Annotated in this window: 11 protein-coding genes; all 11 read left to right on the top strand. The window is 32.9% G+C overall.

Features of this window, described 5'->3' with window-relative positions; genetic code table 11:
* The coding region (locus QZ260_RS08490; RefSeq protein ID WP_295985031.1) for a glycoside hydrolase family 92 protein at positions 1 to 862 on the top strand (862 nt) is incomplete at its 5' end.
* Positions 863 to 875: 13 nt separating this feature from the next.
* Positions 876 to 3,158 (top strand): GH92 family glycosyl hydrolase, encoded by a 2,283-nt coding sequence (locus QZ260_RS08495; RefSeq protein ID WP_295985032.1) that lies wholly within the window; start codon positions 876 to 878, stop codon positions 3,156 to 3,158.
* A 28-nt stretch (positions 3,159 to 3,186) separates the two neighbouring features.
* Complete coding sequence (gene fucP, locus QZ260_RS08500) at positions 3,187 to 4,503, top strand: L-fucose:H+ symporter permease (protein ID WP_295985033.1); 1,317 nt, start codon at positions 3,187 to 3,189, stop codon at positions 4,501 to 4,503.
* A gap of 17 nt (positions 4,504 to 4,520) precedes the next feature.
* Positions 4,521 to 5,975, top strand: a complete 1,455-nt coding sequence (locus tag QZ260_RS08505; protein ID WP_295985034.1) for an arylsulfatase — start codon at positions 4,521 to 4,523, stop codon at positions 5,973 to 5,975.
* Between the two features lies 1 nt (position 5,976).
* Entirely contained in the window at positions 5,977 to 7,578 is a 1,602-nt protein-coding gene (locus QZ260_RS08510) for a sulfatase-like hydrolase/transferase (RefSeq protein WP_295985035.1), read from the top strand.
* A gap of 6 nt (positions 7,579 to 7,584) precedes the next feature.
* Entirely contained in the window at positions 7,585 to 9,225 is a 1,641-nt protein-coding gene (locus QZ260_RS08515; RefSeq protein ID WP_295985036.1) for a sulfatase-like hydrolase/transferase, read from the top strand.
* Between the two features lie 13 nt (positions 9,226 to 9,238).
* A complete protein-coding gene (locus QZ260_RS08520) occupies positions 9,239 to 10,399 on the top strand; it encodes an alpha/beta hydrolase (protein ID WP_295985037.1) in 1,161 nt (386 codons plus the stop codon).
* A 7-nt stretch (positions 10,400 to 10,406) separates the two neighbouring features.
* Positions 10,407 to 12,008: a sulfatase-like hydrolase/transferase gene (locus tag QZ260_RS08525; RefSeq protein ID WP_295985038.1), complete on the top strand. Its 1,602-nt coding sequence runs from the start codon at positions 10,407 to 10,409 to the stop codon at positions 12,006 to 12,008.
* Positions 12,009 to 12,018: 10 nt separating this feature from the next.
* On the top strand, positions 12,019 to 12,990 hold the full coding sequence (locus tag QZ260_RS08530; RefSeq protein ID WP_295985039.1) for a type I phosphomannose isomerase catalytic subunit: 972 nt from the start codon (positions 12,019 to 12,021) through the stop codon (positions 12,988 to 12,990).
* 82 nt (positions 12,991 to 13,072) lie between these two features.
* Positions 13,073 to 13,402 carry a hypothetical protein gene (locus QZ260_RS08535; RefSeq protein ID WP_295985040.1) on the top strand — a complete coding sequence of 110 codons (330 nt, stop codon included), beginning with the start codon at positions 13,073 to 13,075 and terminating at the stop codon, positions 13,400 to 13,402.
* Between the two features lie 95 nt (positions 13,403 to 13,497).
* Positions 13,498 to 15,738, top strand: a complete 2,241-nt coding sequence (locus tag QZ260_RS08540; RefSeq protein WP_295985041.1) for a GH92 family glycosyl hydrolase — start codon at positions 13,498 to 13,500, stop codon at positions 15,736 to 15,738.
* Positions 15,739 to 15,889: the final 151 nt, after the last annotated feature.

Consider the following 15,889-nt stretch of genomic DNA (forward strand, 5'->3'; position numbering starts at 1 on the left):
AGGTTATGATGATTGGGCTTTGGCGCAATTTGCAAAAGAATTAGGTAAAGAAGACGATTATAAATATTTTTCTAAAACTGCAGAGAATTACAAAAATTTATACTGGAAAGAAAAAGGATTTTTTATGCCTAAAGATGCCAAAGGAAATTGGATTGATATCGATCCAAAATTTGATGGCGGAATGGGAGGTCGGGATTATTATGACGAAAATAATGGTTGGACTTATTTATGGAATCCGCAACAAGATATTTTAGGATTGCAAGAATTAATGGGCGGAAGAAAAACGTTTGAAGCACGTTTAGATCAAATGTTTAGAGAAGATTTAGGAAGAAGCACGTATGCTTTAAATGCACGGTTTCCCGATTTTACAGGTATTGTTGGTCAATATTCTATGGGAAATGAACCAAGTTTTCATATTCCATATTTATATAATTTTACAGATTCACCTTGGAAAACTCAAAAGAGAATAAGAATGTTATTAAACACTTGGTTTAAAGACAATATTTTTGGTATTCCAGGAGATGAAGATGGTGGAGGAATGTCTGCATTTGTCGTCTTTTCTGCTATGGGTTTTTACCCTGTTACTCCTGGAATTCCAGTATATACTATTGGAAGCCCATTATTTTCTAAAATCAGTATTAATTTACCAAATGGCAATAAGTTTACCATAAACGCACCAAATTGTAATGAAACCAATAAATACATACAGTCTGCAACTTTAAACGGAAAAGAACTAAAAGGTCCTTGGTTTACACATGATGATCTTATCAATGGAGCTACAATTACCCTAGAAATGGGGAAATATCCAAATAAAAATTGGGGTACAGATCAATCTCTCATTCCAAACAATTTTAAAAATTAACAACAGATTACCTATGAAAAATATAAAAAATTACTTTTTACTGCTATTACTTACTTTAATAGGTATTTTCTCTTTTGGTAAAATCACAAAAACAACAACTAAAAAAGTTGTTGATAATACAAAATATGTGAACACATTTATAGGTACAGGTGGTCATGGACATACGTTTCCAGGAGCTACTACACCTTATGGAATGGTGCAATTAAGTCCGGATACAAGAACTTTAGGTTGGGACGCTTGTGGAGGATATCATCATACAGATTCTTCAATTTTAGGATTTTCTCACACACATTTAAGTGGAACAGGAATTAGTGATTTAGGTGATTTTTTATTTATGCCTTTTTCAGGTGAAGCGAAAGTAATTCCAGGAACTTCAGAAGATCCGGATGCAGGATATCGTTCTAGATTTAGTCATGAAGATGAAGTTTCTTCCCCAGGATTTTATTCGGTTTTATTAAAGGATTACGATATTAAAGCTGAACTAACGGCTACTAAAAGAGCTGGTTTTCATAAATATAAGTTCCGTAAAGAAGGGAAATCGGGAATCATTATAGATTTATCGCATACTATTTACCCAGATCATAAACCAAATCACCAATTTCAATTGATTTCTGATACTGAAATTTCTGGTTATAAAGGTTCTGGTGGTTGGGCTGTAACTCAAGATATTTTCTTTAAAGCAAAATTTAATAAACCTTTTACAGTTACTTTTTACGAAAATGGTAAAAAAATTGATGCCTTACCAAATAGAATGTCTAAAAAATTATTGGCTGTATTAACATTTAATACCAAAGCTGGCGAAGAAGTTTTAGCAAAAGTGGGTATTTCTTCTGTAGATTATGAAGGTGCTAGTAAAAATTTAGACGCAGAAATAGACCATTGGGATTTTAATAAAGTTAAAAATGAAGCTCATGAAACTTGGAAAAAGGAATTATCAAAAATTAATGTAAAGGGAGGTACGGAAGATGAGAAAACAATTTTTTATACAGGATTATATCACACTTCTATAAGTCCAAATACATTTTCTGATGTAGATTTCAGATATAGGGGAATGGATAGAAAAATTCATCAATCTAATGAAGAAAAAATTTATACAGTGTTCTCTTTGTGGGATACTTTTAGAGCATACAATCCTTTAAAGACAATTACTGATCCTGATAAAACTAACGAATTTATAAATACACTTTTAACAAAATACGATCAAGGTGGTATTTTACCAATGTGGGAATTACAAGGGAATTACACCGGTTGTATGATTGGTTATCATTCTGTACCAGTAATTGTAGACGCCTATAATAAAGGAATTAGAGGTTATGATGTGAAGAAAGCCTATGAAGCAGTCGTTCACGCATCAAAGTATGATACTACAGATATATTTTTTCCATCAAAACAAGTAAAAAACATTTTGATGCCGAAAGGTAAGCTCTATAATGAGACAATGGGTTTTATTCCTGCGGATTTAGAAAATGAATCTGTTTCTAAAGCCTTAGAATATGCTTATAATGATTGGTGTATTGCACAAATGGCAAAAGATTTAGGCAAAACAGATGATTACAACCATTTTATGAAACGCTCTAAAAAATACACACAATATTACGATACCAAAACTGGCTTTATGAGAGGAAAAAATCAAGATGGAAAATGGCGTGAGCCTTTTGATCCTCGTTTTTCTAAACATAGGAAAGATGATTATACTGAAGGAAATGCTTATCAATGGTCTTGGTTTGTACCTCATGATGTTGAAGGTTTGGTAGATTTAGTTGGCGGAAAAGAGACGTTTATTAAAAATTTAGATGTTTTATTTTCTACAAGTTCAGAATTAACTGGAGATGATGTTTCTGGAGATATTTCAGGTTTAATTGGTCAATATGCGCACGGAAATGAGCCAAGTCATCATATTGCACACATGTATAATTTTGTGGGTCAACCATGGAAAACACAAGAAGTTACAGACAAAATTATGAACGAGTTGTATTTTAATAATCCAAATGGATTGGCAGGTAATGAAGATTGTGGACAAATGTCTGCTTGGTACGTATTAAATGCAATGGGTTTCTATTCTTTTAGCCCAGGAAATACGACATATTCTATTGGTCGTCCAATTTTTGATGAAGTAGAAATCAATTTACCAACAGGTAAGAAATTTGTGATTAAAGCAAAAAATAATAGTCGGGACAATAAATACATTCAAACTACTAAATTGAATGGAAAAAAATTAGATACTCCATTTTTTACACACGAGCAGTTAATTGCTGGAGGAAAAATGGAATTTAAAATGGGTAATTTACCTAAATAATTAAAGAGTAACATCAACTAAACTTATAATGAAAGATTTAAAAAAAATACCTGTAGTACCTAAAAAGAATTTAATTTCTTTTATTCTTGTTACCTCATTGTTTGCATTATGGGGCTTTGCGAACGCAGTTACAGATCCAATGGTTCAGGCTTTTAAAAAAGTATTAGAATTATCTAATTCTGAAGCAGCTTGGGTACAAATGGCTTTTTATGGTGGGTATTTTTGTATGGCTTTGCCAGCAGCAATGTTTATGCGTAAATATTCTTATAAAGTAGGTATTTTAATTGGTTTAGCTCTATATGCAACAGGAGCATTATTATTTTATCCTGCAGCGCAATCAGAAAGCTTTATGTTCTTTTGTTTGGGTTTATATGTATTAACATTTGGTTTGGCTTTTCTAGAAACAGCAGCAAATCCTTATGCATTAGCAATGGGAGCAAAAGAAACAGCTACACAGCGTTTAAATTTAGCACAAGCCTTTAATCCTGTTGGATTAATTGCTGGTTTATTTGTAGCCCAACAATTTGTTTTAAAGAACTTACAGTCTGATGATATTGTTGATTTTAGTGCGCTTGAGGAAGCTTCTAAAACGCTTATTAGAACTACTGATTTATTGGTGATTAGAGATCCTTATGTAGTATTAGGATTGTTTATTACAGTAGTTTTTGTGATTTTTTTAGTTAGTAAAATGCCACAATCTAAAGCCGAGGGTGAAATGCCAAAAATTGGTGAAACTTTTGCTTCTTTAGGTAAAAACTCTAAATATGCATCTGGAGTGTTGGCTCAAGTTTTATATGTTGGTGGGCAAATAATGTGTTGGACTTATATTTATCAATATGCAGAAGGCATAGGTATGGATAGTGTTACAGCAGGTTATTATCAAATGGCTGCCTTTGTTTTATTTACGGTTGGTAGAGCTATTGGAACGTATTTATTACGTTTTATTAGTTCAGGAAAATTACTAATGTATTTTGCTGTTTTAGCAATGGTTTTTTCTTTAGGAACTATTTTTATTCAAGGTATTATTGGTTTATATTGTTTAGTGGGTATATCTTTCTTTATGTCTTTAATGTTTCCAACCATTTATGGTATTGCTTTAGGAGGTTTGTCAGAAGAGCAATCTAAAGTAGGTTCTGCAGGTTTGGTTATGGCAATTGTTGGAGGTGCATTAATGCCAAAACTGCAAGGAATTATTATTGATGCTGGTGGAAATGGTGTTGCAGACACTTCGATTATGGGAGTTTCAGAAGTAAACTTTTCATTTATATTACCATTACTGTGTTTCTCTTTTATAGCTTGGTATGGTTTTAGAGTATTTAAAAAGTATGAATCTATTAGCTCATAATAATATAAAAAACAAGTATGCAAAGAAGTATAAAACTGTATTTGATAATTATAGTTTCTATTTTTAGTAACTCAATAATTTTTTCACAATCAAAAAAACCAAATGTCATTGTATTTATTGCAGATGATTTTGGTTACGGTTCAACCAATATTTATGGCGCGCAAGAAGCATTAATAAAAACGCCAAACGTAAATAAATTAGCCAAAGAAGGCGTGAAATTTACAAATGCCTATACAACAGGTTCTGTTTGTACGCCCACAAGATATGCATTAATGACCGGTCAATATTCTTGGAGAACAAAACTTAAAAAAGGGGTTGTTAATATGAATGACCCAGCTCTAATTGATGTGAAAAGAAAAACATTACCAAAATATATGCAATCTTTAGGTTATAAGACAGCAATGGTTGGTAAATGGCATTTAGGATTTAAAGAAAAAAAGTTCAATAATTTATTAGGAAATATTTATCCTGCTCCAACAGATTATGGTTTAGACTATAGTTTTGCATTGCCTAATAATTTAGATGATGGGCATAAAGTTTATATAGAGAATAATAAAATTTATGGATTGCGTTCAGATAAAATTTCTCCTTACGGAAAATCATTTTATGGAAAACAATACAAAGGATATGATGCCCCGCAAAGAGTTACAGAGCAAGTAACAAATGATTTAACAAGCAAATCTATAGAGTGGATGAAAAGTTTGGATAAAGACCAGCCATTCTTTTTATACTATGCAGCAGCTGCAGTTCATCATCCTATTGTGCCTAGTCCACAAATGCGAGGTAAAAGTAATGCAGGTGCTTATGGAGATTTTATTCAAGATATAGACCGTTCTTTAGGAGATTTAATTGCATTTTTAGAAGAAAGGGGTCTTAGAGAAAACACCATTATCATTTTTGCGAGCGATAATGGAGGAGATATTCCTAGAAAGAAAAATCTTGTTATGCCAGAAAATTTTGCCATCAACAAAGGCTTACAAATTAATGGAAATTATAAAGGTGATAAACATACCATTTGGGATGGAGGTTTTAGAATTCCGTTTATTGTAAATCATCCAAAGAAAATAGGAGAAGATAAAACTTCTAATGTAACTGTCTCAACAATTGATATTTATGATTTTTTAGCAGATTATATTGGTAATAATAAAGGATTAGATTTTGAAGATGCACCAGATAGTTATAGCTTTAAAAAAGCTTTATTAAAGCCCAATAAATTTTACGAAAGACCTCCTTTGGTGCATAGAGATGCGCAAGGTAGAAAAGCAATTCGTTTTGAAGGGTGGAAATTCATTGAAGAAAAAAATAAAGACACAAAGAGAAAGATGAATGCTGAAATGCTTTTTAGCTTAACTAAAGATAAAAAGGAATCTACAAATCTTGCTAAAACAGAAACAGCTGTTGTTATCAAAGCAAAAGACTATTTATCTAAAGTTATAGTAAAGTCATCCAAAGAAATTTGGAAAAACAATTAAAATGAAAAATAAAGTAACATTACTAATTGTTGGTTGTTTGTTGTTGATGTTTAACTGCAGGTCTAAAAATGAATTTATAAATCAAACTAAAAACAAGAAGAAGCCAAATGTGTTGTTACTATTTTCTGATCAACACAACAAAAAAACAATGGGTTATGAAAATCATCCAGACGTCATTACTCCAAATTTAGATAAATTCTCAGAAGAATCTGTAGTCTTTGATAGAGCCTATGCCACAAGAGGTGTTTGTGTCCCCTCTAGAATGTCTTTAATGACAGGACTATACCCAAGAACACTGGGTTTAATGAATAACAATGAAGAAACTTCTGTGACAGAGAAAGCGACTTCATTAGCTAGTATTTTTAAATACAATGGTTACCAAACCTATGCTTTTGGCAAAAGACATTTAAAAGGTGGTGGAGATAAAGGCTGGGATGTTAAAAAAGAGGTACATCCTGAAGAAGGCGATACTGGAAACTATTTAAGCTGGGTGACAAAACAAGGCTATCAATCTGAATTTTCTTATGATTGGGCTGCAGAATTTGGAAAAGGTCCCAAAGGAAGTAAAGATGCGAACGCTAAAATACCTACAGCTGATTTAGGGACGCGTATTTCTAAATTACCATTTGGATATACGATGGAGGCTTACACTGCATTAGAAACCATTAATATGATTGATCAACAAAAAAATAGCGATACACCTTTCTTTTGTTTTTCTTCTTTTTATAGACCACATCAACCCTACACTCCTGTTAAGAAATTCATGGATATGTATACTGTTTCAGAATGGGGAAAGGGCACAAAATTAAAAAGCGGCATAAAAATGCCCGCTAGTTTTTACCAACCCACAAAAGATTTACCACCCTTATTACAATTCCAAAGAAATGGAGGAAACAAAGTATGGAACATGGATAAGGCTTTTAAAGACGAACAACTCTGGAGAGATTATATTGGAGCCTATTACGCCTTAGTCACAGAAGTAGATCATTACGTTGGTGAGATTTTACAAGCTTTAGACAAAGCAAACATCACTGAAGAAACAATCATTATTTATACCACAGATCATGGCGATTTTGTTGGGAACCATGGAATGGTAGAAAAAGCTGCTGCCGGTCATAATATTTATGAAGATATTTTAAACATTCCCCTAATGATTAGAATTCCAGGGAAAACACTTCAGGGAAAACATACTGCAGAACTGGTAACTTTGGTCGATATTATCCCTACCTTAATCGATGTTTTAGACTTAAAAACTCCCGGTTTAGAAAACAATTTTGAAGGCGTATCACTCGCTAAATTATTGCTTGAACAAAAACCATTGAACAGAGATTATATCGTATCAGAAAGTTGGTTTCAAGCGACCGTAATCGGTAAAAATGCAAAATTGGGTATTATGAAACCCAACCCCGTAAATCCTAAGCGAGATTATAGGGAATTTGGGGATATGTTTTTTGACAGAATAAACGACCCTTTAGAATTGAATAACGGAATTAATGATGAAAAAAATCAACAAAAAATAGCGAAACTTAGAGCGTTTTACGCCGATTTTAAAACACAAGTTTCCGGAATTGGAATGCAAGAAATAAGTAACAAAAATAAATAACCAATAATGACATTAAATACTTACAAAACCATTGGATTTATAGTCTTTTTATTAATAATTGGCACTAATAAATCAATTGCACAAAACACTAAAAAACCAAACATCATCTTTATTATGACAGATGATCAAAGTGCGGTTGTTCCTTTAGATTCAGAGAAAAGAATACAATCGCGTCCTTTCGGATTTAATGGTGATAAACAAGTACATACCCCCATTATAGATGATTTAGCAAAGAATGGAATGATTTTTAACAGCGCATATGTATCAAGCTCTGTATGTGTGCCAAGTAGATATACAATGCTAACTGGACGTTATGCAGGAAGATCAGAGGGCCCTTCTTTTATGAAAATGCATCCGAATGGCACAATGACAAGAGTAGAAAACAATACAGAAATAGAAAAAGACAAATCCAATTTACCAAGACTATTACAAGAAGTCGGTTACAAAACAGGGTTTGTAGGTAAAAGTCATATTGTAGAACACGATATTGTAAACAATAAAAAAAATTGGGAGAAAAATGGCTTCCAGACCTATGCTAAAAATGCAGATCCAAATGATCCATCAGTTTCTAAAAAAATGTTTGAAAACCATCAAAAATGGACAGAAGTAATTAAAGAATATGGCTTTGATTATGCGAACGCATTTTATGCAGGAAATTTAAGAGAACAGTATAATGATTCTTTGAATGTTCATAATGTAGAATGGAAAAATAAAGCGGCTTTAGAATTCATCGATGAAAATAAAAATGATCCTTTCTTTTTGTATTACAGTGAAACGGTTCCTCATGGTCCAGCACCCTATAATATGAAAAATGGGAACTACTTTAGAGGTTTAGATTCAAATCCAAAATTTACAGGACAAGGGTTGATCGATGCCGATTACTCCTATTTACCCACCAGAGAAGAAATTAAAGAAGAAATCAAAAATCTTGATAAAAAAGTAGCACATGCCTGGCTGCGATGGTTTGATCATGCGGTTGGTGCGGTTGTAGACAAACTAAAAGCAGAAGGTATTTATGAAAATACCATTATTATAATTACGTCCGATCATGGGAACTACAACGGGGGAAAAACGACCTTGTATGAAAGTGGAACAAAAGTTCCTTTAATGATGCATTGGCCAAATGGAATTAATCCGAACCAAGAGTATAACGAGTTGGTTCAAAATATTGATTTTACCCCTACTTTTTTAGATCTAGCAGGTATTAAATTAAAGAACGTAGAATCTACATTAGATGGTGTAAGCTTAAAAAAGGTATTAAAAGGAACTAAAAAACCCGTACATGATTATTTATTTTTTGAGCTTGGTTATGCAAGAAGTGTCATGACTAAAGATTGGAAATACATTTCTGTAAGATATGATAAACAAAAACAGAACAGAATAAACAAAGGCTTACCATTTAAAGGGTGGAAAGGTGCAGAACTTCAATACCCCTATTACACAAGAAATGGTCATTTGGGGAATATTGCATCCAAAAGCAGTGCTTTTTATTTTGATGCAGATCAAGTATTTGATTTAGTTACTGATCCTCGAGAAACTAAAAACATTTTTGAAGACAACAAAGAAAAAGCAGATGAACTTAAAAATTTACTGACAAAAAGTTTAAAGTTGTTCCCGAACCGCCCTTATGCAGAATTTGTAAATTAATATGAAAAAAACTATGAGATCAATCGGAGTTCTTTTGGCGTGCTGTTTTGTTTTAACTAGTGCTGCTCAAAAGACAATCGATACAATAGCGACAAAAGCAGGTGGATATGACATTCCTATTCGAATAAAACTACCAAAAAATACCAACGGGAAAAGCCCAGTATATTTCTTTGTGCATGGCGGTGGATGGAATGGCGGTACTGCAACAAATGTTCCACCAGCAAGATTGCCTTCAGATGCTAATTATCTAGCGAATCAATTAGGGGTTATTTATGTAGGATTGGCATATAGATGTAAAGGCAACAATGCAACATTTGCGGATGCTATAGAAGATTTAGAAGCGTCTGTTCAATGGTTTTTTGATAATGCTGACACCTACAATGCAGACCTTACAAGGATTGGTTTTGGAGGATCCTCAGCAGGCTCCACATTAGCAGCTATGATGGCTCAGAAATACAAGAGCTGTAAACTATTTGTGGGTGCAGAAGGCATGTATAATTTAGTAGAACATTCAGAAGAAAGATCAACGTTTCCTAGTCAAAAAGCAAGAGGATTATACGGATTAGTCACAGAAAAAGAAAGTAAAAAAGCATCTGCATTTTATAACTTAAGAAAAAATCCACCCAATACTTTATTGTTAAACGGGAAAAACGATGGCTTATGCCATTATACTCAAACAGAAAAATTTGCTGAACAAATCAAGAAAAAAGGCGGCAACGTAAAAGTGGTTTTGTACGATAAAATTAATCACACCTGTTTAAATGCGTCTTACCCAGAAGTACTAAAGAATAGTGTTTTAGAGATTGCCAACTTATTTATTGAAGCGTTTCAATTAGAAAATAAAAATAGGCGTCAAATAGAAGTTCTGTTGGATAAAAGGCTTCAGGGTATGTATCCTAAAGAAAATATTAATGAAAATGATGTTCTGGGCGCTTGGGAATTTAAAAATTTCATTATCACTTTAAATGAAAACGGGCAAGGGTCTCTCTTAAATTCTAAAAATAATAGTACAAAAAGATTTATATATACTTTAGAAAAAGATTCAATAACTTTTGAAGTGAATGGTAAGACTAAACAATTTTACATGCGAAAAAACAATAGCGTAATCTATGAATATAACTTTGCCGATGAACGATTTAAGTATAGAAGACTTAATTATAAGAAAGTAAGCTAAAACCGAAATGAAATACGTTTTAAAAATATTAATTGTAATCCTTATTCTTTGTAGTAAAATACAAGATACGGCTGCTCAAAATGCAGTTGTAAATGAAGCACCTAAAAATCTACTCTTTATTATTGTAGATCAGCAACGCTATGATGCCTTAAGTATTGCTGGAAACCCAATTGTGAAAACACCCAATTTAGACAGGCTTGCAAAACAAGGTGCCTATTTTAAAAATGCATACACGCCTGTGGCTGTTTGTGGACCAGCTAGATCCAGTATTTTAACAGGAACCACCATAAATACCAATGGTGTAAACACAAATAAAAAAACCTACAATTTCAATGATACCGCTGTAATGACCATGAAAACGTTTGATGAAATTCTTACAGAAAAAGGATATCATGCAGAATATTATGGAAAATGGCACGCCTTAACTTCGCACGCAGCGACTTATAAAAACCAAAATAAATATGCTAAAAATGGGAAGTATATGTTTGAGCATGGAGGCCAGAGCTATATGTACCAAGATTATTTAAACGATGTATTTCCAAAGAGAGAACCAAAATCTGGTGAATTATTAGACAACTTTACCAAAAGACCTTATACGCCAGATCCCTTAGATATCAATTACGGAAAAACATATGCAGAAGTTAAAAAAGAAAACAAAAAGTTATCACAACCAAATTTTCACGGAAAATCTTCGATTCCAAAAGAACACACCATCACTGCTTTTTATGCTAAAAAGACCATAGAGGCCCTAGAGCGTTTAAAAAACAAACCGTTTAGTATTACAACTTCTTTTCACTTTCCTCATGCACCCATGATCCCTTCTGCGCCATACTATGGCATGTATCCTGCAAAGGATATGAAAGTTCCAGAAAGTATCGATGATGACATGCAAAACTCTCCATACAAAAATGCCAATAGTAGAAAAAAATTAACACAGTTTGCGGATGAGGAGAAAATAAAATATATGATTTCCAATTATTATGGTTTGATCACAGAATTAGATCATTGGATGGGCAAAATTATGGACAAACTAGATGAAACTGGTTTAGCAGAAAATACGTTAATCATCTTTACAAGCGATCATGGAGAAATGTTGGGAGCACACGGAATGCGTGAAAAAAACGTGTTTTATGAAGAATCCTCTCACATTCCATTAATGATTAAAATGCCCACTGAAATTAAAAAAGAAACTACAGTAAATGGCTATGTATCTAATGTAGATTTATTTGCCACAATTATGGATTATTTAAAAATTGGAAAATATAAATCCGATGGCGAAAGTTTACGTGATTTGATAGAACATAAACAAACGAATCATGGCAGCTATGTGGTAACTGAATGGAATTATAGAGGGCCAACATCCCCTAATTATATGATCGTCAAAGACGGATGGAAATTAATGGTTCCGTATACTGAAGATTCTAAAGTTATAAATGCGATGTATCACTTAACTGAAGATCCGCATGAAATGAATAATCTTTTAGGAGAAAATCCGGAGAGAGGAAAATACGAGCAGAAAGCCGAAGAATTAAGAACAAATCTTTTAGAATGGTTAAAAAAAACTAACTCTATTCATTACCTTGGAGTTTCAAAAATAAAACTAATTTAATATAAATACAATGAAATTATATCCTTTACAATTCACACCACTTTATAAATATAGAATTTGGGGTGGAGAAAAATTAAAAACAAAACTAAACAAACACTATACTGAAGAGAATATTGGAGAGTCTTGGGAAATTTCAGATGTTTCTGGCGATGAAACTATGGTTGAAAAAGGCGTTTTAAAAGGAAAAACATTACGAGATCTAACCAGAGCGTTTAAAGGTGATTTTGTCGGTAAAGCGGTTTATGAAAAATTCGGAGAAGAATTTCCTTTATTGATTAAATTTATTGATGCAAAGACCCCTTTATCTATACAAGTACATCCAAGTAATGAGGTCGCAAAAGAGCGCCATAACTCTTTTGGTAAAAATGAAATGTGGTATGTAATGCAAGCGGATACCGATGCAGAATTAATTGTAGGCTTTGATGAAAAAATTAATTCGGATAGCTACAAAACACATTTAGAAACGAATACAATTCTGGATGTAATGCATCATGAAACTGTACAAAAAGGAGATACTTTTTACATTCCAACGGGACGTGTACATGCTATTGGCGCAGGGGTTTTGTTAGCAGAAATACAGCAAACATCAGATGTCACCTATCGTATTTATGACTATGATAGAGTGGATTCAAAAACAGGTACAAAAAGAGAATTGCATAACGAATTGGCAATTGATGTCATCGATTATGAAGTGCATGATACTTATAAAACGGATTATTCTATAGAAAAGAATGTGTCCAATACATTGGTGCATTCACCCTATTTTAGAACTAATATTTTAGACATCAGTTCAACAGTAGAAAAAGATTATTCCGCCATAGATTCTTTTATTATTTACATGTGTGTAGAGGGTACCGTTAATGTTATTTCTGAAGGCGAAACCTACACAATAAATAATGGTGAAACGTTATTAGTACCAGCAACTTTAAATAACATTACTTTAAAAGCAGATAATTCAAAAGTTTTGGAAGTTTATTATTAATAAATAGTGCTTAGTTAATTCAATATTAATAGTGAATTAATGTCATCCTCTTTTATTTGAATAAAATTATAAATTAAACAAAATGAAAAAAATAATTGTAATACTTCTTCTTTTGACTGTGTCCGTCGCTAAGGCTCAAAAAAATCCAAAAGCTGTAGCATTAGCAGATAAGCTATCTAATGTTATGGAGTTTGATGAAGATCAAAACACAATGCTTCTAGAATTAATTCTAGATAGAAACAACAAGAAAAGAGCTTTAAGAAAAGAACACGAAGATGATAAGGACACTTTTGAGGTAAAAGCAAAAGAGGTAGAAAAAGCATACAACAAAGACCTAAAAAAGTTAGCTGGTATAGAAAAATTTAAGCTTTTAGTTGCCTATAGAAAAGCGAAAAGAGCTGCAAAAAAATAAATTAATTTTATAGTTTCTGCCCCATAATTAATTGTTTATTAATCAATAATTAAGCCATTGTTGTTTTATTTGTTCTATAACAGATTATAATAAAAATGGTTAAAGATTATTTAATAGTACTCCTATCGGTTTTAAGTTTTACAACTTCCTTTGCTCAAGAAACTGATGACAATACCAAATACATAGATCCAACCATTGGTAATGTATCTCGCTTTCTGGTGCCAACATACCCAACCATTCATTTGCCCAATCAAATGCTGAGAATGTTTCCTGTAAAACAGGATTATATTTCAGACATGGTGCAAGCATTTCCTTTTCAAGTACCCGCACACAGACGACAAGGAATTCTACAAATGAAAACAACATTAGGAGACGTGAATAACAATTCCTGGAATAAAGGGATGGCTATCGATCACGATTTAGAAATAGTACATCCATGGTTATATTCAACGTATTTAATAGAAGATGACATTAAAGTTAGCTTTACCCCTTCTAAAAAATCGGCAATTTATAAAGTAGATTTTCCAGAAGGAACACAAAAAAACTTTTTAATAAAAGGCACGAAAGAGATGCAGTTTTCCAAAAGTGAAAATTCATTTACCATTCAAGAAAAAAGAAGCAAACCAACGAGAGGAGAACAGGCCGTTATAAATACGATAACCATTTATGTATATGGTGAGTTCGTTGATGAAAATAACAAACCTATAGAAAATATCAACTATATATTTAGTAACACTAAACTACAAATTTCTGCAACAGAGAACGCAGCATCAACCTTGCTCATAAAATATGCTATTTCTTATGTGAGTGCTGCACAAGCGAAAGAAAACTTCAATAAAGAAATTAAAAAGAAAACGTTTGAGGATGTTTCAAAAGAAGGAAAAAAAACTTGGGATCAGGTAACGAATCAAATTCAAGTTGAGGGTGGAACAACGGCTCAAAAAAGAACGTTCTACACATCACTATACAGAACGTATGAACGCATGGTGGATGTCAATGAATATGGGCACTATTATAGTGGTTATGACAAAAAAGTACATAAAAGCAAGCGTCCCTTTTATGTAGATGATTGGGTTTGGGATACCTATTTAGCACAACATCCGTTACGGACTATTTTAAATCCAGCCTTAGAAAACGAAATGCTGAACTCGTACACCTTAATGTATGAACAAAGTGGTTGGATGCCCACATTCCCTCAGGTGTATGGAAATCATTTGTGTATGAATGCCTACCATTCGTCTGCTATTTTTATTGACGGCTACAGAAAAGGATTGAAAAACTATGATGTAGAAAAAGCATATGAAGGCATCAAAAAAAACCTAATGGAAGGCACCTTTATTCCTTGGAGGCAAGGAAATCCAAGAGGCACTTTAGATGATTTTTATCACGAAAACGGCTATTTTCCATCCCTTAAAATAGGAGAACAAGAAACGGTTGCAAATGTAGATGGTTTTGAAAAAAGACAGCCTGTTGCTGTAACTTTAGGAGTCAGTTATGATTTTTGGGCGGTGTCCGAATTTGCAAAAGAATTAGGTGAAACAGACGACTATTCAGAACTATCCCCAAAAGGAAACGATTATAAAAATTTATGGCATTCTGAAAAAAGGTTGTTTATGCCAAAAGATGCCGAAGGAAATTGGGTGAATATCAATCCAAAACTAGATGGTGGAAAAGGCTATAGAGAGTACTATGACGAAAATAATGGGTGGACCTTTGCTTGGTCTGTGCAACATGACATTGCAGGACTGACCAATTTGTTAGGCGGTAAACAGGCCGCAGAAACTAGATTAGATCAATTATTTAGAGAAAGTTTGGGCATCAGAAAGAGTGATTTTTTCGTTAATGGTTCTAATTCTACGGGAATGGTGGGGCAATTTTCAATGGGGAATGAGCCTTCTTTTCATATTCCATATTTATATAACTATTTTGGTGCGCCTTGGAAAACCCAAAAACGTACACGCTTCTTGTTAGACGTTTGGTTTAAAGACAACATTTTTGGAATTCCTGGTGATGAAGATGGTGGTGGAATGACCGCTTTTGTAGTGTTCACCTCAATGGGAATCTATCCAGTGACACCAGGCCTACCTTATTATAATATTACAAGTCCAATTTTCGAAAAAATAGCCATAAAACTTCAGAATGGAAATACGTTTACTGTCTTAGCGGAAGGTTCTAGTAAAAGAAAAAAATACATTCAGAAAGCATTTATCAACGGAAAAGAGATTTTCGCACCTTTTATTTCACATCAACAAATTATGGATGGCGCCACTTTAAAATTAAACTTGGGTGAATTGCCCAACAAAGAATGGGGTAAAGACGCCGTAATGCCTAAATAAAAAACAAACTAAATGAAAATAATTAGTAATAAACTTACAGTATGCATTGTGTTTTCTTTTTTAATGCTAAATAGTAATGCAATAAAGGCACAAGAAAAATTACCGTATCAAAATTCAAAGTTAAAAATAGAAGAACGAATTAACGATTTGT

The sequence above is a fragment of the uncultured Algibacter sp. genome (assembly GCF_905480415.1).
Lineage (GTDB): Bacteria > Bacteroidota > Bacteroidia > Flavobacteriales > Flavobacteriaceae > Algibacter_B.